This is a genomic window from Lysinibacillus sp. F12, from assembly GCF_057773605.1.
Window position 1 is genome coordinate 133,140 of record NZ_JBYMLP010000003.1, and the last position, 23,809, is coordinate 156,948.

23 protein-coding genes are annotated in these 23,809 nt (G+C 39.0%); 18 read left to right on the forward strand and 5 right to left on the reverse strand.

Annotation, left to right across the window (positions count from 1 at the left end; all coding sequences use genetic code 11):
- Window positions 1–15 precede the first annotated feature (15 nt).
- The 7 genes from AC3CH7_RS14440 to AC3CH7_RS14470 are packed head-to-tail and all read left to right on the forward strand — an operon-like array spanning window position 16 to window position 6,489.
- The gene (locus AC3CH7_RS14440; protein ID WP_036161306.1) at window positions 16–960 is read left to right on the forward strand and encodes an ABC transporter permease; all 945 of its coding nucleotides are present in this window, start codon (window positions 16–18) and stop codon (window positions 958–960) included.
- Window positions 960–1,934, forward strand: coding sequence for an ABC transporter permease (locus AC3CH7_RS14445; RefSeq protein WP_012293935.1), 975 nt, complete (start codon window positions 960–962; stop codon window positions 1,932–1,934). The genes AC3CH7_RS14440 and AC3CH7_RS14445 overlap by 1 nt, the downstream gene beginning before the upstream one ends.
- A complete protein-coding gene (locus AC3CH7_RS14450; RefSeq protein ID WP_031419618.1) occupies window positions 1,927–3,000 on the forward strand; it encodes an ABC transporter ATP-binding protein in 1,074 nt (357 codons plus the stop codon). Before AC3CH7_RS14445 ends, AC3CH7_RS14450 begins: the two co-directional genes overlap by 8 nt.
- Window positions 2,987–3,940, forward strand: a complete 954-nt coding sequence (locus tag AC3CH7_RS14455; protein WP_012293937.1) for an ATP-binding cassette domain-containing protein — start codon at window positions 2,987–2,989, stop codon at window positions 3,938–3,940. Before AC3CH7_RS14450 ends, AC3CH7_RS14455 begins: the two co-directional genes overlap by 14 nt.
- On the forward strand, window positions 3,937–4,869 hold the full coding sequence (locus AC3CH7_RS14460) for a S66 peptidase family protein (protein ID WP_031419619.1): 933 nt from the start codon (window positions 3,937–3,939) through the stop codon (window positions 4,867–4,869). The genes AC3CH7_RS14455 and AC3CH7_RS14460 overlap by 4 nt, the downstream gene beginning before the upstream one ends.
- A 7-nt stretch (window positions 4,870–4,876) precedes the next feature.
- Window positions 4,877–5,662 (forward strand): serine hydrolase, encoded by a 786-nt coding sequence (locus AC3CH7_RS14465; protein ID WP_031419620.1) that lies wholly within the window; start codon window positions 4,877–4,879, stop codon window positions 5,660–5,662.
- Window positions 5,659–6,489 carry a C40 family peptidase gene (locus AC3CH7_RS14470; protein WP_207889825.1) on the forward strand — a complete coding sequence of 277 codons (831 nt, stop codon included), beginning with the start codon at window positions 5,659–5,661 and terminating at the stop codon, window positions 6,487–6,489. The genes AC3CH7_RS14465 and AC3CH7_RS14470 overlap by 4 nt, the downstream gene beginning before the upstream one ends.
- 393 nt (window positions 6,490–6,882) lie before the next feature.
- On the opposite strand, the gene AC3CH7_RS14475 is transcribed toward AC3CH7_RS14470, so the two are convergent.
- The 3 genes from AC3CH7_RS14475 to AC3CH7_RS14485 all read right to left on the reverse strand — a co-directional run bounded on the left by AC3CH7_RS14475 (window position 6,883) and on the right by AC3CH7_RS14485 (window position 9,743).
- The gene (locus AC3CH7_RS14475; RefSeq protein ID WP_230591380.1) at window positions 6,883–7,326 is read right to left on the reverse strand and encodes a hypothetical protein; all 444 of its coding nucleotides are present in this window, start codon (window positions 7,324–7,326) and stop codon (window positions 6,883–6,885) included.
- 107 nt (window positions 7,327–7,433) lie between these two features.
- The gene (locus tag AC3CH7_RS14480; protein ID WP_230584372.1) at window positions 7,434–8,219 is read right to left on the reverse strand and encodes a glucosaminidase domain-containing protein; all 786 of its coding nucleotides are present in this window, start codon (window positions 8,217–8,219) and stop codon (window positions 7,434–7,436) included.
- Between the two features lie 129 nt (window positions 8,220–8,348).
- On the reverse strand, window positions 8,349–9,743 hold the full coding sequence (locus AC3CH7_RS14485; protein WP_207889827.1) for a hypothetical protein: 1,395 nt from the start codon (window positions 9,741–9,743) through the stop codon (window positions 8,349–8,351).
- Between the two features lie 254 nt (window positions 9,744–9,997).
- Here AC3CH7_RS14485 and AC3CH7_RS14490 point away from each other — a divergent pair, with 254 nt between their 5' ends.
- From AC3CH7_RS14490 to AC3CH7_RS14530, 9 genes are all read left to right on the forward strand, one after another.
- The gene (locus AC3CH7_RS14490; RefSeq protein ID WP_036167953.1) at window positions 9,998–10,951 is read left to right on the forward strand and encodes an ABC transporter ATP-binding protein; all 954 of its coding nucleotides are present in this window, start codon (window positions 9,998–10,000) and stop codon (window positions 10,949–10,951) included.
- Window positions 10,944–12,461 carry an ABC transporter permease/substrate-binding protein gene (locus AC3CH7_RS14495; RefSeq protein WP_036167957.1) on the forward strand — a complete coding sequence of 506 codons (1,518 nt, stop codon included), beginning with the start codon at window positions 10,944–10,946 and terminating at the stop codon, window positions 12,459–12,461. The genes AC3CH7_RS14490 and AC3CH7_RS14495 overlap by 8 nt, the downstream gene beginning before the upstream one ends.
- Before the next feature lie 136 nt (window positions 12,462–12,597).
- Window positions 12,598–13,236, forward strand: a complete 639-nt coding sequence (locus tag AC3CH7_RS14500; protein WP_036167960.1) for a DUF2975 domain-containing protein — start codon at window positions 12,598–12,600, stop codon at window positions 13,234–13,236.
- A gap of 11 nt (window positions 13,237–13,247) precedes the next feature.
- Window positions 13,248–13,460, forward strand: a complete 213-nt coding sequence (locus AC3CH7_RS14505) for a helix-turn-helix domain-containing protein (protein WP_031419630.1) — start codon at window positions 13,248–13,250, stop codon at window positions 13,458–13,460.
- A 46-nt stretch (window positions 13,461–13,506) separates the two neighbouring features.
- On the forward strand, window positions 13,507–13,830 hold the full coding sequence (locus tag AC3CH7_RS14510) for a DMT family transporter (RefSeq protein ID WP_012293949.1): 324 nt from the start codon (window positions 13,507–13,509) through the stop codon (window positions 13,828–13,830).
- A gap of 12 nt (window positions 13,831–13,842) precedes the next feature.
- Entirely contained in the window at window positions 13,843–14,214 is a 372-nt protein-coding gene (locus AC3CH7_RS14515; protein ID WP_012293950.1) for a DMT family transporter, read from the forward strand.
- A 60-nt stretch (window positions 14,215–14,274) separates the two neighbouring features.
- A complete protein-coding gene (locus AC3CH7_RS14520; RefSeq protein WP_012293951.1) occupies window positions 14,275–14,988 on the forward strand; it encodes an HAD family hydrolase in 714 nt (237 codons plus the stop codon).
- A gap of 158 nt (window positions 14,989–15,146) precedes the next feature.
- Entirely contained in the window at window positions 15,147–15,578 is a 432-nt protein-coding gene (locus tag AC3CH7_RS14525) for a hypothetical protein (RefSeq protein ID WP_031419634.1), read from the forward strand.
- Between the two features lie 97 nt (window positions 15,579–15,675).
- Window positions 15,676–17,892, forward strand: coding sequence for a YheC/YheD family protein (locus tag AC3CH7_RS14530; protein ID WP_488381530.1), 2,217 nt, complete (start codon window positions 15,676–15,678; stop codon window positions 17,890–17,892).
- An 81-nt stretch (window positions 17,893–17,973) separates the two neighbouring features.
- On the opposite strand, the gene AC3CH7_RS14535 is transcribed toward AC3CH7_RS14530, so the two are convergent.
- Window positions 17,974–19,185: an ATP-grasp domain-containing protein gene (locus tag AC3CH7_RS14535; RefSeq protein WP_031419637.1), complete on the reverse strand. Its 1,212-nt coding sequence runs from the start codon at window positions 19,183–19,185 to the stop codon at window positions 17,974–17,976.
- 140 nt (window positions 19,186–19,325) lie between these two features.
- Between AC3CH7_RS14535 and AC3CH7_RS14540 the strand changes: the two genes are divergently transcribed.
- Both AC3CH7_RS14540 and AC3CH7_RS14545 read left to right on the forward strand, forming a co-directional pair.
- Entirely contained in the window at window positions 19,326–20,720 is a 1,395-nt protein-coding gene (locus AC3CH7_RS14540; protein ID WP_012293956.1) for a Mur ligase family protein, read from the forward strand.
- A 146-nt stretch (window positions 20,721–20,866) separates the two neighbouring features.
- Window positions 20,867–22,255 (forward strand): UDP-N-acetylmuramoyl-tripeptide--D-alanyl-D-alanine ligase, encoded by a 1,389-nt coding sequence (locus AC3CH7_RS14545; protein ID WP_031419640.1) that lies wholly within the window; start codon window positions 20,867–20,869, stop codon window positions 22,253–22,255.
- A gap of 50 nt (window positions 22,256–22,305) precedes the next feature.
- Here the strand turns inward: AC3CH7_RS14545 and AC3CH7_RS14550 are convergent, their stop codons facing one another.
- Window positions 22,306–23,652: a C40 family peptidase gene (locus AC3CH7_RS14550; RefSeq protein ID WP_036167966.1), complete on the reverse strand. Its 1,347-nt coding sequence runs from the start codon at window positions 23,650–23,652 to the stop codon at window positions 22,306–22,308.
- Window positions 23,653–23,809: the final 157 nt, after the last annotated feature.

Genomic DNA, 23,809 nt, shown 5'->3' on the forward strand with positions numbered 1-23,809 from the left:
TAGGAGGATGGCGCGATGTTGCACTATATAGGAAAACGACTCTTACAATCTGTGTTCACCCTTTTTATTATTATTACTATTGTTTTTTCGTTATTACGATTAATGCCAGAGGAAGGATATTTAGGTGCGGCAGCCGATAAAATGTCTCCTGCTCAGCAAGAAATCTATTTAACGAATCTAGGATTACGGGATCCATTGCTTATCCAGCTAGGAAACTTTTACACGAAATTATTACAAGGGGATCTCGGGAAATCGGTGACCTATCGAACGGATGTACCTGTTACAACGATTATTGGGGACAAAATTATATATTCACTACTTTTTGGTTTAGGAGCTGTTGCCCTTTCACTCTTAATTGGTGTGCCGCTAGGTATTATGATGGCTTATCGTAAGGGGCGTTGGCTCGATCGACTTGGGACAGGCTATATTGTTTTTGTCGTAGCTGTACCTGCAGCTGTTTATTATTTAGTGATACAAATGTATATTACAGATCTTTTTCAATTGCCGATGCTCTTTGATGAATATAGACCGATTACATGGATTCTTCCATTAACCTCCATGGCGTTGGCTCCTACAGCCTCCTATGCGATGTGGATGAGACGTTATATGGTGGATGAATTGAACAAGGACTATATTAAACTTGCGAGAGCTAAGGGAGTAAAGGAACGAACATTAATGTTCAAGCATGTTTTACGAAATGCCTTTATCCCAATGGCGCAATATTTACCTGCCACTATTTTGTTCACCATTACGGGCTCTATTTATATAGAATCTTTGTATTCCATCCCAGGGATGGGGGGCTTACTCGTTGATGCGATTCAACGACAGGATAATACGATTGTCCAAGGCTTAGTGCTGGTGTTCTCCTCCCTTGGTATCATCGGACTTATTTTAGGGGATATTGCCATGGCGCTTGTTGATCCTCGGATTAAACTAGGCAAGGGAGGCGGAGTACGCTAATGGGCATGTATACGAATGAAATTCATAATATTTCTAATAAATCACGGGAAACATTGTTTGAATTTGTGGAAGTCGATGCGCGACAAGCAGAAGAAACAGGTCATTCTAATTACTCATATTGGCGTTCCACATGGCAATCCTTTTTGAAAAATCGACTAGCTGTGTTTTTATTAGTTGGCGTGCTTATAATTGTTGGGTTTACGATCCTACAGCCGTATTTACCAGCACAAAAATCACCAACGGAAATTTACCTAGATGAGCAAACTGGGATGCAGGCACGTAATATTTCCCCTAATGCTGAGTTTTGGTTTGGTACAAACTCAATTGGGCAGGATTTATGGTCACGAATTTGGGCGGGGACAAGGACATCCTTATTTATCGGCTGTGTAGTCGCTTTAGTAGAAGCCGTGGTTGGGATTACAGTTGGAACACTATGGGGCTTTTCGCGAAAGCTAGAGGTGCCTATTACACAACTGTATAACGTTGTTGATAATATCCCAACAACCATTGTCCTGATTTTAATGTCTTATATTTTACGACCAAGTATATCAACGATTATTATCGCCATGTGTATAACGGGGTGGGTGGAAATGGCTAGATTTATTCGCAATCAAATTGTTATTTTACGCGACCGTGAATACAACTTAGCCTCTAAATGCTTAGGGACACCGGATTACCGTATCATTTTTAAAAATCTACTACCCTATTTAATTTCTGTCATTATGTTACGGTTGAGTCTAGCTATTCCCTTTGCCATAGGGGCAGAGGTATTTTTAACGTATATTGGCTTAGGGCTGCCAATTAGTGAACCGTCCTTAGGTAATTTAATCAATGAAGGGCGTGTGCTCATGATGTCGCCAGACTTACGATATCAGCTAATTTTTCCGAGTATTGTATTAAGTGTCATTACTATTGCGTTTTATATTATTGGTAATTCCTTTGCAGATGCAGCAGATCCGAAAAACCATGTATAAGGAGATGAAATTAGTGACATCTAAAAAATCACGCCTATTAGTTATCCAAAATTTAGTCATTCAATTCACATTACGTGGTCGTGTATTAACAGCAATTCGAGATATTTCTCTGGATATTTATAAAGGGGAAAGCTTAGCTATTGTTGGTGAATCTGGTTCTGGCAAATCCGTGCTCATGAAGTCCATTATGGGCTTGCTCGACAAAAACGGCAGCATTAAAAAGGGCAGAATCATTTATCGAGCACAGGATCTAGGCCAATTTACGACAGAGCAAGAATGGCTTCGGATACGAGGAAAGGAAATAGCGATGGTGACGCAGGACCCGATGACATCTTTAAATCCGTTAAAAACGATCGGGAAGCAAATTGAGGAATGTGTAGTGTTACATCAAGGCTTGAAGGGGAAGGAGGCTTATGAAGAAACATTAAAATTACTCACAGATGTTGGAATCCATGATGTGAAAAAACGCTATAAGCAATATCCACATGAATTTTCTGGTGGGATGCGTCAACGTATTGTCATTGCGATTGCGATCGCCTGTAAGCCAAATATTTTACTATGTGATGAACCAACAACCGCTTTAGATGTAACCATTCAAGCACAAATTTTGCAGCTATTAAAAAATCTCCAACAGAAGTATGGCTTAACGATTGTCTATATTACGCATGATTTAGGCGTCGTCGCCAAGGTGGCAGACCGTATCGCGGTGATGTATGCGGGTGATGTGATTGAGGTGGGGGAAACCCATGAAATTTTCTTTAATAGTAAGCACCCTTATACATGGGCCCTTATTTCCTCCTTACCGCAGCTCGGCTCCAAGGGAGAAGCGTTGTATTCGATCAAAGGGACGCCGCCCAATCTTTTTCAGGAAATAAAGGGTGATGCCTTTGCGCCGCGCAACGAATATGCGCTGAAAATTGATTTTATCGAGCGCCCACCTTTTTTTCAGGTTAGTGATACGCATTATGCACGAACATGGTTATTAGATCCACTTGCCCCAAAGGTAGAACCTCCTGCTGCCTTACAAGCCTTTTTTGCAGAGGGGAGGCAGTATGCTAGTGAGTGATAAAGAAGTGTTACTAGAAGTGAAAAATTTAACCGTCAATTTTGGCAAGGGGAAAGATACATTTACGGTCATTGATGATGTTAGTTTTCATATTTTTAAAGGCGAAACATTTGGTTTAGTAGGTGAATCAGGTTCAGGGAAAACAACGATTGGGCGGTCTATTATGCGCATCAACGAGGTTACAGAGGGACAAATTTTATATCATGGCAAAACTATTCATGGGAAAATTCCGAAAGATTGGGATTTGGAAATTACCCAGAAAATCCAAATGATTTTTCAGGACCCGATGGCGTCGCTCAATGAACGTGCAAAAGTTGATTATATCGTGTCGGAAGGATTATATCCTTTCAAAAAATATAAAGATGAGGCAGAACGTCAGGAAAAGGTTCGCAAGGCACTATTAAACGTAGGTCTACTTCCAGAATTTTCGAATCGATTTCCTCACGAATTTTCTGGTGGTCAACGCCAACGTATTGGCATTGCTCGTGCATTAGTGATGGAACCAGAATTTATTATCGCTGATGAGCCAATATCTGCCTTAGACGTATCTATTCGGGCACAGGTATTGAATTTATTAGCAAATCTTCAACGGCAAAATCATTTAACCTTTTTATTTATTGCTCATGATCTATCCGTTGTCCGTTTTATCACGGATCGTACGGCCGTCATTTATAAAGGAAAAATTGTCGAGCTAGCCGAAACTGAGCGGCTTTTCATCCATCCACTTCATCCGTATACGAGAGCTTTACTATCAGCTGTACCGGAGCCAAACCCTTATAGGGAACGAGAGAAAGTGGTAGAGATTTATGATCCAACACAACATCGTTATGATGACAGTCCTCCTTCATTTGTGGAAATTGAGGATGGCCATTTTATTTTAGCTAATGAAGAAGAATTAACAGTTTATCGTACTTTATTGAAACGGGAGGTAAATGAATGATTCGTCCAAAGGCTTTGAAAAAAGGTGACACAATTGGTCTACTAAGTGCTTCAGGTGCTACTCCACCGGAAAGATTACAGCCGGCTATAGCGAGTATTGAAAAGCTTGGGTTGAAGGTGGTCGTTGGAGAGACGTGTCACGCGCGACATGGTTATTTAGCGGGCACTGATCATCAGCGGGCGGCGGATGTTCATCGAATGTTTCAGGATCCAACGATTGACGGCATATTTTGTGTTCGTGGTGGCTATGGGGCAACGAAAATTTTACCACTTTTAGATTTTGAGGTAATGAGGGCGAATCCTAAAGTCTTTGCAGGCTATAGTGATGTGACGGCTTTACATATAGCCTTCAACCAGCTAAGTGGCTTTGTTACGTACCATACACCCATGCCTTCGACTGAGTTTATTAGGCAGGAAATGGACGATTATACTTGGCAATCCTTTTGTCAGCACATAATGGCAGAAGAGATGGAGGAGTATGACTTAAAAAATCCTGTAGATCAACCAATGTCTAAACTCGTAGCTGGAAGTGCTACAGGAACACTTATTGGGGGCAATTTAACATTAGTGACAGCATCACTTGGGACACCCTATGAAATTGATACAAAAGGGAAAATTCTATTTTTAGAAGATATTGATGAAAGTGAACAACGAGTTGACCGAATGTTAACGCAATTAAAGCTAGCGGGGAAATTAGATGACGTAGCAGGTATCTTATTAGGAGCATGGACCAATTGCGGACCTGAAAATCCACAAAAGCCAGAACAAAGTTTATCGCTACAAACGATTTTTGAGGAAATTCTAGTGCCTTTTAACAAACCCATTATTTCAGGAATAGCGTGTGGACACTGTTTACCAACGCTGTCACTGCCTTTAGGAAGAACTATTACGATGGATGCAGACAATCATCAGATTCGTGTTGTTAGGTAGGTGTCATATGGAGAAAATAATCCAAGACCTCCTCCATGAAACTCCCTACAAAGTGCACCTCTTTGTAAAAAATCCAAAGAATGAGCAATTCCTATTTAGCCATCAAATAGGGGAGGCATTTTCGAGTGCTAGTATTATTAAAGTGCCGATTCTTCTAGCTGCTTTAGCGTATTTTGAGAAATACAGCATATCCCTTCATTCGTCCTTACCCATATCTCCTGCTGATTGGGTAGATTTTAGTGTAATAAGCGAGCAACGTCTGACGCAAAGCACCGTTTATGAGCTACTAGTATGGATGATTATAACAAGTGACAATACAGCAACAAACGTCCTAATTGATGTAGTAGGAATGGAATTTTTAAATGATTATTTCCGTCAAATAGGCTTACAGGAAACGTTGCTACAGCGAAAAATGATGGATGTCGAGCGCCTTGCAATGGGTTTAGACAACTTTACGTCTGCATGGGACATGGCTCACCTTTTTACACGTATTTATCAACAGGATTTACTAGCACCACCTTACAATAGGCTTGTCATCGATATTTTAAATAGACAACGCGCACATGAAGGCTTAAAGCGCTACCTCGTAGATGATGTAAAGCTAGCCCATAAAACAGGAGGGCTTGACACAGTCGATCATGATGTAGGTATTGTCTACAGTAACTCAATTGATTATCTGATTGGTGTTTTCATAACAAACGTAACGGAAAATGAGTTGGCTCGCCAACTTATTGGTCGTTTTTCAAAAGTGGTTTATGACCATATGATGGAGCAGAGGGAGGAACAGCAATGAAGTCTATCATTAAAGCTATGATTGCCAATTTGCATGTCAAGCCTGATGAAACTTCTGAATTAATAGATGAAGTTTTTTATGGCATGACAGTAGATATTCTGACAGACTGTCATGAGGATTGGGTATATGTCCAAACTGCCTATCGTTATAAAGGATATTGTCAGAAGGCTGATTTGCTGCTGGATGAAGATAAGGTATCGTTATGGCATAGAGAAGCACAGCATATCATTATTCAAAGTTTTGCAGATGTTTTACAGCAGCCTCGTATCCAAAGCACAAAGCTGATGACTCTTGTGAAAGGTTCTAGTATAGGCGTTGTTACGCAAGAGGACGTACCAGAAGAATGGTCTGCTGTACAATTAGTGTCGGGAAAAATAGGCTATGTTCGCACTAAGTGGCTACAGGCAAAGCGATCTCAAACGCAAATAACCGAGCATTCTTTTCGAGAAAACGTGATCGAAACAGCGTTAGGCTATCTAGCTACACCTTATCGCTGGGGTGGCAAATCACCATTAGGAATCGATTGCTCCGGCTTATGTTCAATTGCTTATATGTTAAATGGGGTTACTATTTTTAGGGATGCTAAAATGGTGGAGGGCTTTCCTATTGTGAAAATAGAGAAAGAAAGTAGACAAAAAGGTGATTTGCTCTATTTTCCAGGTCATATAGCTTTATACATGGGCGATAATTTGTATGTTCATTCTTCCCTTGGTGGGAACGAAGTGACCATCAATAGCCTAGATAAACAGCATGCACTCTATCGTCACGATTTAGCGACAACCCTAACAGAAGTAGGTACTTTATTTCCGGAGAAGCCCAAGCTATAGGCTTCTCTTTTTAACTGCCATTAAGCAGCTAGCCAATGGCCAGTATGCTATATTAGAAAAAAATTGAAGGGTAGAAGGGGAGTAGTTGGATTAAGGTTTACACGTCGTCAATCATCGCTAGATATAATTGGACAGATATGAGTTTAAAAGGAAGATGGATGTCCATGTAGAAGGACGGGTTCCAAGAGCGAAAGTAAGAAATCTGTATGTTAAGGAGGAGGGTTCAAGAAATAAAGACAGATGTCCATGGGTTAACGAATGAAGTCCATAACTTAAAGAGAGGGGTTTATACACTTCAGAAGGATACTCAATAGCTAAAGCATCATAGGGGCGTTACATAATAGAATCCGTTATTCACCGACAAATCAATATAGAATGTCTTGCTTTATTAGGTCAAAGCCTATAAAGCTTTTTTTGATGGTCATTATTTCGGAGGGTTTGCCAAAATAAATAAAGGACAAACGCCAAAATATTGATGACAAATAATGCGACTAGCTGCCATAAACCAATTAAAAAAGTGACCATGTATAGATCAAAGGCCGCTTCACCGACAGGCATATGTGGGAAGGGTGTTAATTGACTATAATGCCACACGAAATAACAGGCTAGTGCAGTACCTTGTCCCACATAAATAAAGATCCAATGGATATAAAATGATATTTTTAGTCGCCAGCAACAAAGGAACAGATTCAATACAATTATCAACATTGGGAACAGGACTATTTGAAAAAAGCTTTCAGCTATTTGAGTCATAAATAATAAGTTGTAGCTAAGTTGAATGATTGGCAAAAGTACTAGGTTGATGATGATGAGGCTGAGTAGTTGTGTACGAGTCACTATAGTCCTATCCTTTCCTTGCCGCATTTTTACATAAGGACGTTTGAGAAAAAGATTGGTTTCGCAAAAAAACTCCATGCCCATTTTCTGAGCATGGAGATTATCGTCTAATAGTGATAAATATTTAATTGCATACCAGCTTCGAGTCGATCTGACCTTAGCTGATTCCATTGCTTAATAGAGGTCACGTTGACATTATAGACCTCTGCGATATCTACTATAGAGTCACCATCCGTGACTGTGATCGTTTTTTTATCCTTTACCGGGCTGTCATATTGCTGTAGGTCATATTGAGCGATAAGTGAATTCAATTTTTCATTATATTTTGAATCAGTGGCATAGGAGCCTGTTAAAAACTTCGTCGCATCAGTATAGGATTTGGTGTTACTTTTGAAAACACCTGCATAATATTCCTTGTTCCACGAAACTCCATTTCGCATTAGCTTTACATAGTCCTGCATAGAAGCCTCATAGGAAGGGTATTTACGGAAATCAGCCATAATGGTAGACAGATTACCTGATCCATCATCCTCAGACGTTTCGAGTTTCACGGAATTATTTTGATAGCTGCCTTTCATGCCAAACAGATTATAATTGGGGGCAGAGCCAAGACCACTTTGTCCGCTCTCGCTTTCGAGAATGGCTTGTGCAATCATCACAGAGGCATATAAGTCATTATTGGCACCGAGATTTCGTGCAGTTTCAGCGATTTTGCCGATAAATTCTTCTGCACTTGGGCGATCATCAATGACGACAGGCTCTTCTCTTTCTGTCGTATGAAACAATTGGGTCACCATAAAAAATGAAATACAAATAACCACGACAGCAATCAGAAGTCCTTTAAAAAAATTAACTACGTATTTCATGATAGGCTTGATGTTGGTAGTGACCACATCTCCCTCCCTTCTATTAAAAGTTTAGCTATCTCTTATTATGACAAAGAGTGAAAGAGAAATAAAGAAGTGTGTAAATAAATAGCTTATATCATTAATAGAACGTTGCGAACGTTAAATAGTTCCATGTCATTCCGCTGAATTGTCTATCTTAAAAGTTTGAGACATATATTGTTTAAATCTCTCAAAATATTGTTCGGAAGCCTCCCAGCGTCTAGTATTTAAAAAAGCTATCTCGTGGCGACCAAAATGGTTAGGTGGTTGGTAGTGTCGAGAAACATAGGATGGATTTTCTAATGAATAAAAATAATACGCTTCATCAGGCGTCTTAATTTCAATACGAGCATGAATAAAATCACCATCTTCATCCGTATAGGCCTGACGAAAACTATAATATTTAGAACCGTCCCAGAAACCATCGTCATCCTCGTCAAGCCCTTGAATTTCTGGATGTTGTAAAATTCGTTCTACATATTGTACCTCGATTTTAGGCACATAAAGGGTAGCGACATTTACACAAGTTAATAACATAATCCAGTGATCCTGAATATCCACTAAATTGTCCTGAGGTAAATCCGTAATGTCCCACCATTCATCTCCTTCATCGAATGATTTTCTCAATAGGGAGACGGTTTGATCTTCATTGAGCCAAATAAAATAATGATACTGGGAGGTTTTCATATAAATGCTATCATTCGTCTTGTCTCCGTCATCATCGATATGCGCTCGCTGAACAGTGAAATGCACACCATGTTCCTCAAGGTCAAAATAAGGCTTGTCTCCAGTCATCAAAATACACTTTGTTAGCTTTAGTATATTTTCCACATCGATGTGATGGTCCGTAAAATTTACATGAGTTGCCTTCTTGATGTGGGGGATTTCCTGTAAATTAGTCAGTGCGGAGCGTCCTTCTTTAAGGATACTCACCAATGTGACGAATGAAAATTCAATCTCTTCTTCATCGTCATCCATATCATAAAAAACCTCGTCAATTAACACATCTTGTATACGGATAGGGAGTTCCTGAAAAACGCCATCTCCGTGCCAAATGTTGACGATACATTGCAGTGACTTCTGTCCATGAACGTTAAAGCGATACTCATCGTCTTGAACTAATACGTTTGCCTGAAGATGACCATTGACAATCGTTTCCCCATGATTATAGGAGCCACACAAAATATCCTCTACTGTCAGATGTCCGTGAACATAGATTTCCTGACCACCTACAGCTATATTTTTAGCTGTCAAATTGCCCATTACCATCAGTCCTATTGCACCATCCGTTTCTGCATTGTATAAATGATCTACCGTCAAATGACCATCAATAACAATAATGATCACATTGTCTTGCTGTGGGAAAGGAATGTCCCAATCCAAATCAAGAAAAGGAAGCTTCAAATCTCCCTCATAGTACGCAACAAGGTCGTTCTCACTAAAATCCGTGTAATGGCTTGCCCACCAAGAGTTTTCGGGAAACTTATCAGCCAGTTTGTTAATAGGTATAAATTGAAAGACATTCTTCATAGTTCACTACCTCCCAATTGCCGTTTTTTTTATCTTCTCATAAGACGGAATTAACAGTCAATTTAGTAGATTTATGTGTAATTAGGGATAAAATGCTATGATAAATAGTAAAGAGGTTTTACTACCATTGAGGAGTTGGGAGTGTAGTAAATCAACTAGCCTTCGTACAAATGTTTGGAAGGGCTATTATTTGTGAAATATATAGACGAAATACAAATTTACTATTTTATTCGCGAAATATAAGGAGCTGGCAAATGATAATATTTGATAATGTTTCAAAAATGTATAGTAACGACCATGTGGCTGTCAAAGCCCTCAACGTGGAGATTAAAAAAGGTGAATTCTTCGTTATTATCGGTCCAAGTGGATGTGGTAAAACTACTTTATTGAAGATGATCAACCGATTAATTCCATTGACTGAAGGAACTATTTGGATCAATGGAAAAAGAGTAAGTGATTATAATATTCACGAGTTACGCTGGAGTATCGGCTATGTGTTACAACAAATTGCTCTTTTTCCGCATATGACCATTGAAGAAAATATTGCGATTGTCCCAGAATTAAAAAAATGGAGTAAAACTAAAATTCAAAAGCGTGTGGATGAACTATTGGAATTGGTAGGCCTTGAGCCTGAAAAATATCGTCAGCGCAAGCCAAAGGAGTTATCTGGAGGGGAACAGCAAAGAGTGGGCGTAATTCGTGCATTAGCAGCGGATCCAGAAATTATTTTGATGGACGAACCTTTCAGTGCTTTAGATCCCATCAGTCGTACAAAGTTACAGGATGACCTATTAGATATGCAGCGAAAAATTCAAAAAACCATCGTCTTTGTCTCGCATGATATGCAGGAGGCGCTGAAGCTAGGGGATCGACTATGTGTCATGAAAGATGGAGAAATTGTTCAAATTGGATCTCCTCAGGAAATGGTAGAAAATCCAGTGAATGATTTTGTCCAACAATTTATAGGGGTAAATTCAGTTCACAATAGGTTTGATATTCGGACGGTTATGCAACCAATCGTAAGTGTTAGTGAGCTAGGAGATACGATTACTATCAATGAGTCGATCACAACGATTCTTGAAAAACTGACAGAGCATAACGTTCTTGGCGTGGAAGAAAATGGGGAGATTATGGGTATGGTGACTCGAACAGCTATACTGCAATATGTCGCAAATGATTTCAAGGAAAGAGGTCGAGCACATGACTAATTTCGTGGACATGTTTGAGGAACGAAAGGAACAGCTTCTGGCAGCATTACTCGAGCATATACAAATCTCCTTTATAGCCCTATTTTTTGCCATCATTATTGCCATTCCGCTAGGTATCTATTTAACCAATAAAAAGAAAATAGCAGAAACTATAATTGGTATTAGTGCCGTGCTACAAACGATTCCATCTCTAGCGTTACTTGGGTTATTAATTCCTCTGTTCGGAATTGGCAAAGTTCCAGCCATCATTGCCTTAGTGGTCTATGCACTTTTACCGATTCTACGGAATACTTATACAGGCATCAAGGAAGTGGACCCTTCATTGAAGGAGGCCGCATTGGCAATGGGGATGAACACACCTAAACGTTTATTGAAGGTCGAATTGCCTCTTGCTCTGCCTGTCATCATGGCTGGTATTCGAACCGCTATGGTGTTAATTGTTGGTACAGCCACATTAGCTGCTTTAATTGGAGCCGGTGGTTTAGGGGATATTATTTTACTAGGCATTGATCGTAATAATACCGCACTCATTATTTTAGGGGCTGTGCCTGCAGCAATATTAGCATTAATCTTCGATATTTTACTGAAAAGGCTTGAGTCGCTGTCATTTAGAAAAACAGTAATAGCTGTCAGTCTTGTGAGTATGGTTGCATGGATGATGGTCTTCATGCCGCTTCTAAATGGTAAAGACCAAGATGAAATTGTCATCGCTGGAAAGCTAGGAGCGGAGCCTGAAATTCTCATTAATATGTATAAGTTATTAATAGAGCAGGATACAGACTTAACAGTGCAATTAAAACCAGGACTGGGTAAAACCTCATTTGTATTTAATGCGTTGAAATCTGGCAGCATTGATATATACCCAGAATTTACAGGCACAGCCATCTCAGAATTTTTAAAACAAGAAGCCATCAATAATAATGAGGCAGATGTCTATCGGCAGGCGAAAGATGGAATGCTAAAGCAATTTGATATGGTGATGCTGAGCCCAATGAACTATAACAATACGTATGCGTTAGCAGTATCGGAGGACTTGGCAGAAAGATATCAGCTACAAACTATTTCGGACCTTAAATCGATAGAACAAGCTGTTAAAGCAGGGTTTACATTGGAATTTAATGATCGTGAGGATGGATATGTCGGGATTCAAAAACGCTATGATATTGCGTTTCCCTCCCTTGCAACAATGGAGCCTAAGCTTCGCTACCAAGCGATTGAATCGGGAGATATCAACCTACTCGATGCTTATTCAACGGATAGTGAAATTCGTCAATACAAGCTCCGTGTATTAGAGGATGACCAAGCGCTGTTTCCGCCTTATCAAGGAGCCCCATTATTACGAAAAGAGACGCTGAACCAATATCCAGAGATTGAACAATCCTTAGATAAACTCGCTGATCAAATTACAGACGATGATATGCGGGAAATGAATTATCAAGTGAATGTAGAAGGAAAACTAGCGGCAGAAGTAGCTAATCAGTATCTAGTCAATGCCGGCTTACTGAAATAAACCATCATGACCCTCTAGTAGAAATGTGCTAGAGGGTTTTATTAATATCAATAATAATTTAATGATAAACATTAATTTATTATTGATAGAGATAAAAGGAACAGTATAATAAAATAGAAGAAAGGGGATGCTAAAAATGGAGAAAACAATTCAAAGCAAAGAATTTCAATTGTTGACAAAGGGGCTTCGGATCATCTTTACGGTCATCATGGCTCTCATGATTTTAGGCATGGCGTGCATGGCAGTTATTTTTGTAGGAGCAATGATTGTGTCAGAGGATGCTGTGAATCATTGGTTAGTCAAGACAAGTGTGACAGCTTCCATTCATTTTGAGGGATTGGAAATGCTGTTGTCCAAGCAGACAGTTCAAGATATGTACTACAGGAAAATGGATATCGTGAAATTATTAGTAACTGCTACCATATACATAACTATTCTGTTTTTAATCGTTGTTCAAGTAAGAAATATTTTAAGTAATATAGCAAAAGGGATTATATTTTCACTAGATAATAGTATAAAAATAGAAAGAATTGCGTATTGTGTGATAATCTTGAGCTTGACTGTAAGTGCATTCCGTACATATATCGTCTATCTAATGATGCAACCGTTTAAGCTTGAATCCTTATTGGAAAAGACAGATTTTATTACAGGGATCAGCTATCATTACACAGGCATTAATTGGACATTATTACTATGTGGTTTGGTGATTTGGACCATTGCGCGTATTTTCCGTTATGGTACATTTCTCCAAGATGAATATGATGCAACAGCTTAGGAAGTGAAAATATGACTATAATTATTCGTTTAGATCGGATGCTAGCGGATCGTAAAATGCAACTGAGTGAGCTTGCAGAAAGGGTTGATGTGTCAATTGTCAATCTTTCTAATTTAAAAACAGGTAAGGTAAGAGCTGTTCGTTTCTCTACTTTAAATGCTATCTGTAAGGCTCTGGGCTGTCAGCCGGGAGATATATTAGAATATGTCGAGGATGAAGATTAATCATTGTAGCATTTAAACATAGCAGCAAGAAAGGATTTTCATAAAAATGATGGTTTTCAGTTTTTTATTTATCGCCATTGTAGCAGAAGTTTTTGCAAGCTCTATGCTCAAGCGTACGGAAGGCTTCTCTCGTATTTGGCCATCTCTCGGAGTAGTGGTCGGCTATGGCACGGCCTTTTATTGTTTAGCCTTAACCCTAAAAACAATACCCATTGGCACAGCCTATGCAATATGGGCAGGATTAGGCACAGCACTAACAGCCATCGTGGGTGTTGTACTGTATAAGGAATTATTTAATCGTAAGAAGGTACTAGGGATTCTTTGTATTATTTTAGGTGTCGTGGTACTTAATCTTGCGGGTAGTCATTAGGAGGCTAACGAGATGAAAGGCTATTTATTTTTAACACTCTCGATTATCAGTGAGGTTTTTGCAACAACTATGCTGAAGCTTTCAGATGGATTTACAGTTCTAGGCCCATCTGTGGCGGTGGCACTTGGCTATGGAATATCATTCTACAGCCTATCCCTATGCTTGAAAACTTTGCCACTAAGCCTGGCCTATGCCATTTGGTCAGGTGTCGGCACCGCCTTGACGGTTATTGTAGGTATTGTCATTTGGGACGATATGTTTAACCTCTACTCTGCGCTTGGGATTGCACTCATAATAGGCGGAGTTATTTTGCTAAATGAAGGAAATCGAAATGATAGAGGGGCGGATAGCAAAGTGGAAGTGACGGATAGCATGCCAGAATAGACGGATAGCAGTAGGAAAGTGACGGATAGCATGTGGAAATAGACGGATAGAGTCAGAAAAATGGCGGATAGCAATGCAGGAATTGCAAATGACCGTTTAGGGGAGGAGGATGGGCTAGTGAAGGCGATTATTTTTGATTTTGATGGGACGATTATTGATACAGAAACAGCTTGGTACACAGTTTTTAAGGATGCTTATGCATCTTATGGTGTGGCATTATCGTTAGAGACGTATGCAAAATGCCTTGGTACAAATCTTCAGGATTTTAATCCTTATACCTATCTAGTTACACATCATCAAATGGATTTAGATGAGGAGGCATTTCGAACATCCATTCAAGGAAGGCATGCGGAACTGATGGAGTTGGAAGTGATAAGGCCTGGTATTTTAAATCTTTTGCAGCAAGCAAAGGAAGCGGGTTTAAAAATTGGTCTTGCAAGTAGTTCAAGCCGTTCATGGATTGATCGATTTGTAGATGCATTGGGTATACGAGAGTTTTTTGATTGTTATTGTACCGCTGATACGGTGACAAATGTTAAGCCTGATCCTGAGCTGTATGTGCAGGCACTTGAACAATTAGGTGTAAGTGCTAATGAAGCGATAGCTATGGAGGATTCACCGAATGGAGCACGTGCAGCTTTGGCAGCGGGTCTTCACACGGTAGTGGTTCCCAATACCATCACCAAGCAATTACCGTTTTCTACAGGTCATCATACAATAGATGATTTGGAACAATATGATTTAGAACAGCTACTGGCAAGCCTTGTCAAATAATGATTTGCTTCGAACCTCTAACCACTCATTTCGTTTGGTAGAGGTTTTTTTAGTTTCTTTGTGAAAAAGTCGTCATATTATGTATCGCTACATATTATAACGAGAGGGCAACTTACGGAGACTAGGATACTTATTCAGACTAGGGAGGGGGCTACAATTTGAATAGTGAGAAAAGAAGAAATCATTTTTTATGCGAAGCTTTGTGCGATTTGAAGGATCTTCAGGATATTATGATGGATTTTCATTCTAAATATTTCGGTCAGCTGCTTGTAAAAATAGTTGGGAGTGATACGATTCCGTTTTTTTTAATTACCAATAGTGGCGCACATTTAAGACTAATGGATACGGTAAAGGACTTTGAAACGGAGTTTTTCCGAATAGAGGACGTCGATAAAGATCGATATCGTGGCACGGTGTCTTTGCTACGTGCCTTTGATTATGAGGGGAACGATACCAATTCCCTTGCGGATGTAGTGAGGCTAGAAAAGACAAGTACAGAAAAATCCATTGAGCTTAGTAGTATTTCTGCGATTCAGCTATTAAAGCCAGATATGCTAAAAGGGAAATTTATCATTGAACCTAAATGGTAGCATCCTATTAAACGACTAGAGCTAGAGCATCTGTCTATATGAAAAGGATTAAGAGTGAATGTAATAGAGATAGAATCTAATGAAAGGAAGTTTAGCTATGACGATTATTGGTATGCTGCATCATCGACTTGATCCGACGACAGTTCTCAAGTCATATGCATATGCGGCAGTTGCAAAGGCAGAAGGGGCACAGTTTTTTTACTTTACACCTAAAAGTGTTGATTTTGAAAAACGTAGCATTCGCGCTAAGGTATATGAGAATGGGCAATGGCAGGAAAAAACAATGCCCTTTCCAGATGTTATTTATAATGCGGGAAGTCCAGAGAAGTTATCTGTGTCTAAAGAGATTATTGAGCGCTTAAAAGAAGAAATTCCCTTTACGACCTATTCGATAGGGAATAAATGGAATGTTATGAAACGATTAAAAGAAGCCAAGGAATTTGAACAGTATTTGATTCCTTCTGAAATTGTCAAGAATGCTGATGTATTTCATAACTTCATCCATTATTATAAAAGAGTTGTGTTTAAGCCAATTGATGGACGTAAAGGAAAGGGTATTTATTTTATTACGAAGGCCGGACCCAAGAATTTTGAGGTGAGAAAAGATAGTACGAATACAATCTATTCGAAGCCACAATTAGATGCCTTATTAAAAGAGCAACTTGCGTCTGGTACTTTTATTATGCAGCCTTATATTCAATCCATTACAAAGGCAGGCCAGGTATATGATTTCCGTCTGCATGTACAAAAAAATGGTGAAGGTAAATGGGTGGTGACGACTGTCTACCCTCGGATTGCTCCAAATGGCTCTATCATCCCAAATATAAATAATGGTGGATTCACCAATTATTTAGACCCATTTTTAGAGCAAGAGTTCAAGGAAGAAGCTTACAATATTCGACGAATGCTTGAGCATTTCTCTTTAGCACTGGCGCATCATCTAGATGACATACAAATGGAAAAGTTCGGGGAAGTCATTGATGAAATAGGCATTGACGTCGGTTTAGATCAACAACAAAAAATTTGGATGTATGAGGTAAATTGGCGCCCAGGCTGTCCTCCTGCTTTTTATTTAGAATTAGACGTCGTCATTAATTCTATCCGCTATGCGATGTATCTCGCAAAAAACCATAAACCTGTAAAAAAGAAAATGGTTCAACAGAAAAACAATCAAACGGACGTCAAAAAAGATATTGTTCAACCAAAAAGCAATCAAGTGGAGGCTAAAAAGGACTTACCTATTATTGCCATTACAGGAAGTGCAGGAAAAACAACAACCAAGGCATTTGTCGGTTCGATTTTATCAAAAAAATGGAATGTGTTTGAATCGAAGGATTATTGGAATACGACAGAGCATACAAAAAAGCATAAGGAAGAAATCAATGACTCTCATCAGGCTGTCGTATTAGAATACGGCATGGCGTACCCAGGTATTATTACGAATCACTGTAGCATTATACAGCCGAATATTAGTATTGTGACGAATATTGGTTTGGCCCATGTAGGTAACTTTGATGGGGATGTAAGAGGGGTTGCGAAGGCAAAGTCGGAACTGATTCATGGGATGGACCAACAAGGGCTACTGATATTGAATAAGGATGATGATAATTCAAGATATTTAGAGACACAGCAATTTAAAGGGAAAATGTTAACGGTGGGCATAAAAAGTGATGCAGATTACCGAGCATATGACCTTCAGTATAAGGATATCGGCATGTCCTTTAAAATGAAGCTACATGGTCAAGAAATAGAATTGTATATTCCTATTTTAGGGGAGCATCATGTTTATAATGCCCTTAATGCTGTAGCTGTAGCTGATTATTTAGGGTTTAGTCCATTGGATATCCAGGCAGGGCTCAACTTTAAAAAGCCACCAAGACGATTAACGATTTATAACTTGCGTGATGATATAACGGTCATAGATGATACGGTTCACTCCCATCCACAAGGAGTCCGAGCTGCCATTGATGTATTGACCAATATTGCCAAAAAAAGAAAAGTAGCGATTATTGGACAAATGCGGGAGCTTGGGGTGTTGAGGGAAGAAGAATATCGGAAGGTTGGCGAGTATATTTATAAGGTAGGTATTGATGAATTCATCACTTATGGATTTAGGACTGATGAAATGAGTAATGCCGCAATTGAGATGGGGATGGACCCATCCAAGGTCCACCACTTTATTAATAAAGATGCCTTGCATGCACTGCTAGATAAACTCATACAACCTCATGATACGATTCTCGTAAAGGGAGCTAGTAAAACGAATATGTTTGAGACGGTGAAATATTTGGACCAAACATTGAAAGAAGAATAATCATTACATCACGATAACGGAATGCATATAAAAACCCGAGTAACTGTCCACTGGCAAGCGGCAATTATTCGGGGTTTTTTTTCATACTCTTAAAATAAATTTGATTTCTTTGGCGGCATTTGTTGCATGATTCCGAGCTTCCGATAAGGTTGACCCTTGTGCTATGACATAGGCATAGCGGTGACCCATTGATAAAGGAGGGGTTAAGAATGTACCTTTCCTTGGTTTAACATAAACCTCGACCACTCCCGTTGAATTTGTCGCTCTTGTTCTACCAATTACTTTTTCTAAAATTCCTTTGCTTTCTACAATGACATATTTTGTGTAAACAAATTTTTTATGTCTAGGCTGAAAGTTAGGCTCTTCGCCAAGCAGAAGCTTCAATGTTTCTTCTACTAAACTAAATCCGAGTGCCGCTTGAAGCATGTTGTTCATGGCACCTCCAGAAATCCTTGGGTTAATCTCAATGAGTTTCCAGCCGTTTTTTGTCAATCGGAGTTCCAAATGGAGAGCGCCATTTTCTATATCAAATGCTTTGACAATGGACTGAAGAACTTCCTCAATGCCTGCCTGAATATCTAAAGGGGCTTTCACTAATACGCCATAGCCTGTTATGATAAACCGTTTCCCTTGGGTAATTTCCTGTTCAATAATGCCAATTATATGTGATTGCCGTTGATATACGACCGCCTCTACTAAATATTGAGGGCCTTCCAAATATTCTTCAATCATAATCGTTTCATAGGGATTTTTACTACGCAATGCTTTGAGGTGGTTTTGAAGCTGGTCGACATCCGTTGCTAATAGTACATCTTTGGAACCTGTTGACTTTGGTGATTTCACGATTAATGGAAATGTTAAATTTTTTGCAATAGGCTCATTAGGTTTCATGAGCGAAAATTTTGGTGAGTATGGTTGGTCTTTCAAATGATTTCTAGTCTTTTCTTTATCCTCCATGATTTCAATTGCGGAAGAGGATGTGTAGTTATGACAAAATTCATCACATAACATGGAAGCAATATGAACAAATGGATCAACAAAACTAACGATACTTTTTATCTCTAATCCGGTTTTCCCTAGTTTATCAATTTCCTCTTTCATTCTTTCGATATTCAAAGTATCAATGAGAATCATTCTATGAATATCGGGGTAAGATCGGCGCTGCTGAAGTTGTTTTTCATTATTGGTGAAAAGTATTGTGAAATAGCCTAATCTTTCTGCTGCTCTTGTTGCTTCACGACTAGACCCGGATTTGTTTGTACCGATAAATACAATCGCTTTCAGGTATATCACTCCTTCTATTGGTACTTAGATACTTAATCACCTTTATATATATGCAAAGAAATAGTTTTCTTCTAGTTGTGTATCTTGTCTACATCCAAGCAACTTTTAAGAGGTTACATATACTAGAAAAGAAAGGAGGGAGAAAAAATATGAAGCCTCTTTCGGTGAAAAATTTAGCAGTGATTACGGCGGGCTATATAGTGCAAGGGTCTGAGGACATACTGATACAGCATGGTGCTTATCGATTAAAACAAGTGAAAAAGCCCAATACGGCCCTTTTTACAAGTAAACGTATTGTTAATTGGAAAAGTCTTGAGCCACTTTCTCCTCTTGTAATAGTGACCGACAGAGCATATCGGCCCACAGAGATTCCAACCAAGATTATTATCATACAGGTTGCGAATGTAGATGAGGCCTATTGGAAGTTTGTTCACTTTTATCGCAATCAATTTCATATCCCCATTGTTGCTATTACTGGTACTTCAGGCAAAACAACGACGAAAGAGATGATTAAACATATTCTTTCTGCTGATCGACAAGTGACAGCAACGACATTAAGTAGTAATTCAAGAACGGCATCATTGCAATATTTACTGAATATTGAAGATGACACAGAGGCGGCTGTATTTGAAACAGCTGTTGGCTCACCTGGAGATGTCACGAATGCAGGGAAGTATTTCAAGCCGACCATTGGGATTATTACGAATATCGGTGCCCATCATTTGAATTATTGTAAGACGCTTGAAGGCTATATTCAGGCAAAGGGAGAAATGCTAGATATCATTCAACCTAAAGGAACCCTCATCATAAACGCCGAAGATATGAATACTAAAAAACTAGATATATCTAAGTTTAATGGGCGCTTAGTGAAGGTGGGTATCCATGATTCTTGTCATTTTCGTGCAAGTCATATCCAATATTATCAAAAGGGTATGAACTTTAAGCTGCACCATAATAGAAAAACTTATGATATTTTTGTACCGGGATTTGGTCAACATCAAGTGTACAACGCCCTTGCTGCCATTGCAGCGGCCTATGAAATAGGGGTACCTATTCCAGTTGCAGCCAATCAACTCCAATCTTTCCGTCAATTGAAAAAACAACTACAGCTCTTTGAAGGCATTAATCATTCTATGCTTTTAGATGATACCTGGAGTATTACGACAACTTCCTTAGAGGCGGCTTTAAAAGTGTTGAATGAGCTAGGAGATGGAAAGAAAAAAATTGCTGTTATTGGCACGATTACCGATTTGGGCTCATGGGGCTATATTATACATGAGCAAGCGGGTGAATTAATCCAACGTATTGGTGTGGATGTGCTAATTACTATTGGCGAGCATGCACGGATTATGGCTGATCATGCGGTGAAATTAGGCTTTAACGCTCCAGTTTATACCTATAAAAATAGCACGCTTGTTTATCCATTGTTGCAGAAGATTATAGATGAAAATACGATTGTCCTCATAAAGGGTGATATGTATAGTGAACAGGTTTCGAAATTAGCAACTGAGCTTAAATATAAACCTCCGCCTCCCACAGTTTAGCTCACTTCTTCATGGTTAGGATATTAACTGTGTCACATAGAATACCACTCTAATAAGGTATAGTAATTGATCAGAAAAGTAGCACTCGTGATCAAGAGAATGAATAGGTATGTACAAGATTGATAAAGAAAGGAGGCGTAGTACACTTGCAATCCATTAGTGTGCAAAAAATTAGAGGCGTCTTGCAGGGGAAAATTATCCATGGATCAGATCAATGGTCTGTAAAGCATGCAATTTACTATAATCGACATGATTTAACTCAAAGTCATACACTTATGTTTGTGAGTCGAAGTGATAAAATCAACTGGCAAGAGATTGATAGGAAGGGACCATCCCTTGTCATATCTGATAAACCAGCTACTGAGTTAAAAAATGCGTTAGATAATACAACGGTTTTACACGTCAAAAGCGTGGCGCAGGCCTATTGGACATTTATCGAATATTATCGTGGTCTTTTTCATATTCCGGTTGTGGCATTGACTGGAACCTGTGGTAAAACGACAACAAAAGAGATGCTAAAACATATCGCTAGTAAGCATTGGCAAGTGCAAGCATCTGTAAGTAGTAAAAATGAGCCAAGGCAATCATTACCCTATTTGACGGGCGTGGATGATAAAACACAGGCAGCCATTTTTGAACTAGGCTTGGGGAATACAGGGAACATAAAACACCAATGCATGATTTATCAGCCGACGATCGGCATTATTACGAATATTGGTGTTCACCATCTAGATGGCTGTCTCAATCTTGAAGGTTATATTAAAGCGAAAGCAGAGATTGTAGAGGGTATTCGAGCAGATGGTACACTAATCATTAATGCAGATGATGCTAACATCGAAAAAATATCTTACCAAAAATTTAAAGGGAAAATTATTAAATTTGGTTTACAAGATTCGGCTGATTACAAAGCTTCTGCTATCCAATTTGCTCATACAGGCATGAAATTTGTGCTGGAAGTAGCAGACACTAAATACAATGTATTTGTGCCGGGTTACGGTGAGCATCAAGTATATAATGCGTTAGCCGCCATTGCTGCCTGTAGCGAAATGGGACTTTCTATACGCCAAGCTATTGCAGGTTTAAGATCCTTTAAACAAATGGCGAGGCATTTAGAATTTACGACAGGTCTAGGTGACAGTACCATTATTGATGATACGTGGACCAATAATCCAACTTCTGTCGAGGCAGCCCTGAAAGTGTTAGATACAGTAGGAAAAGAGAAAAAAGTTATTCTTGTGCTAGGGGATATAAAGCGATTAGGAAATTTTGAAGAAAAATATCATCGGGAAATTGGCTCCAAAGTAGCTGAAAGACAGATAGATACATTAATTACGATTGGCAAAAGGGCAGAGGCAATTGCCGACCAAGCGAAAAAAGATGGAACTAAAGCAGAGGTTCATACGTTTAAAGATGTAATAGGTGTTTTAGAAATATTGAAACCAAAGCTTGACGCGGACACCATTGTTCTCATAAAAGGACCGATGTCAAGTAAATCTATGATTGAATTTGCCAACAATCTTAAAAATTTATCTTAAATAAAAAGGGTGTCTCTAATAGTTGAGACACCCTACCATTTAAAGCTTTGTTATTTTAACACACGTCGAGCTGTAACATAGTTCTTTTGCGCCCAAGTGGAGCTTAAATTTTGTTTAACAACATTGTTAGTAGTCATACTAATAAATTGATTATTTCCTAAATAGATGCCTGTTTGCGTGATAGTTGCTCCTCCATCATTCGTTGAGAAGAACAATAAATCACCTTTTTGAAGCTGAGATTTGAGCACTTTTGTACCGACTAAAGCTTGTTTACTCGCTAGTTTATCCTTTAAATCAATGCCATTCTTGTTATATACATAGTACGTAAATCCCGCACTTGTGAAAGTTAGTGCACTCTCATTATACGTATAACCAAATTTTGCTTTGCTAGTTAAACCTGAAGCTGTAGCAATAATCTTATCGGCAGACGTATTCGCTGAAGGTGCACTTACAGAGGGGGTGTTAGAGAAAACCCGCTTAGCTGTAATATAGTGTTCTTTATAGTAATCAACTAATAAAACTCTCGTCATCACACCATCGGAATTTGGGATGATAATACGGTGATCACCGGCATAAATCCCAACAATAGAAGGATTTTTTGAGCCTGCTACACTATTAAAGAATACTAAATCACCCTTTTTCAAGTTTGCACGAGCTACCGTTGATCCTTGGTTCATTAAATCAGTTAACGTTTTTGCACCAAGTGTCACACCGCTTTTACGATAGACGAAATCGACAAATGCTGGGGCTGTAAAGCGTAGGCTCGATTCATTTGTTGAAGAACTAATCGTTGCTTTATTTTTATACGTTAGCGCATTCTCTACAATTTTATCGCCTTTTGTTGCAGGGTTGGCAGATAGAAGGGTAGGTAAAACGCGTCGTGCTGATACATAGTTTTCAGTATAATAAGGTTTACTATTTAAATCTGAGATCACAATATTTTGCTTGGAATCAGCCATGTGAATCATTTTATTGTCACCTATATACATACCTACATGGTCGGGGTCAGTTCCTGTTTTTTTACTCTTAAAGAATAGTAAATCTCCCTTTTGTAATTGGTTACGTGCTACATACGTACCTTGTTGAATCATATAGTTTTCATTATACGTCCCAAGATCTACACCATTTTTCTCGAAGATATACATTAAAAATGAAGCACAAGAAAATTTATAAGGATATGTAGGCTTGTAAACCGTATTGCTATATGTCGCTTGACCCATTAAGCTTTTACCAGTTTGAATCAATTGATTGGCTTTAGCGGCAACTGCCTGAGCGTTGTTTTGTGCATTTGTTGTAGCTGCCTCTACTTGAATTGGCTGCGTCGCTGTTTGGACTAATCCGAATGAGCTAAATCCAATGGTTAATGCAAGTGTTGTAGATAAAAATCGTTTATTCATGTTGTAAATAACCTCCTGAAGCGTTTAGTAGGATTTCTCCTGTATCGTCTTGCCTTGGAAATAATCGTAGCATGAAAATATAGGGCTTCTTGGCGGTAAATGTTGCCAGGGAGGTGTGGGGGAGTGCCTCAACGCCTGCTATAAATGGCTTTATCGA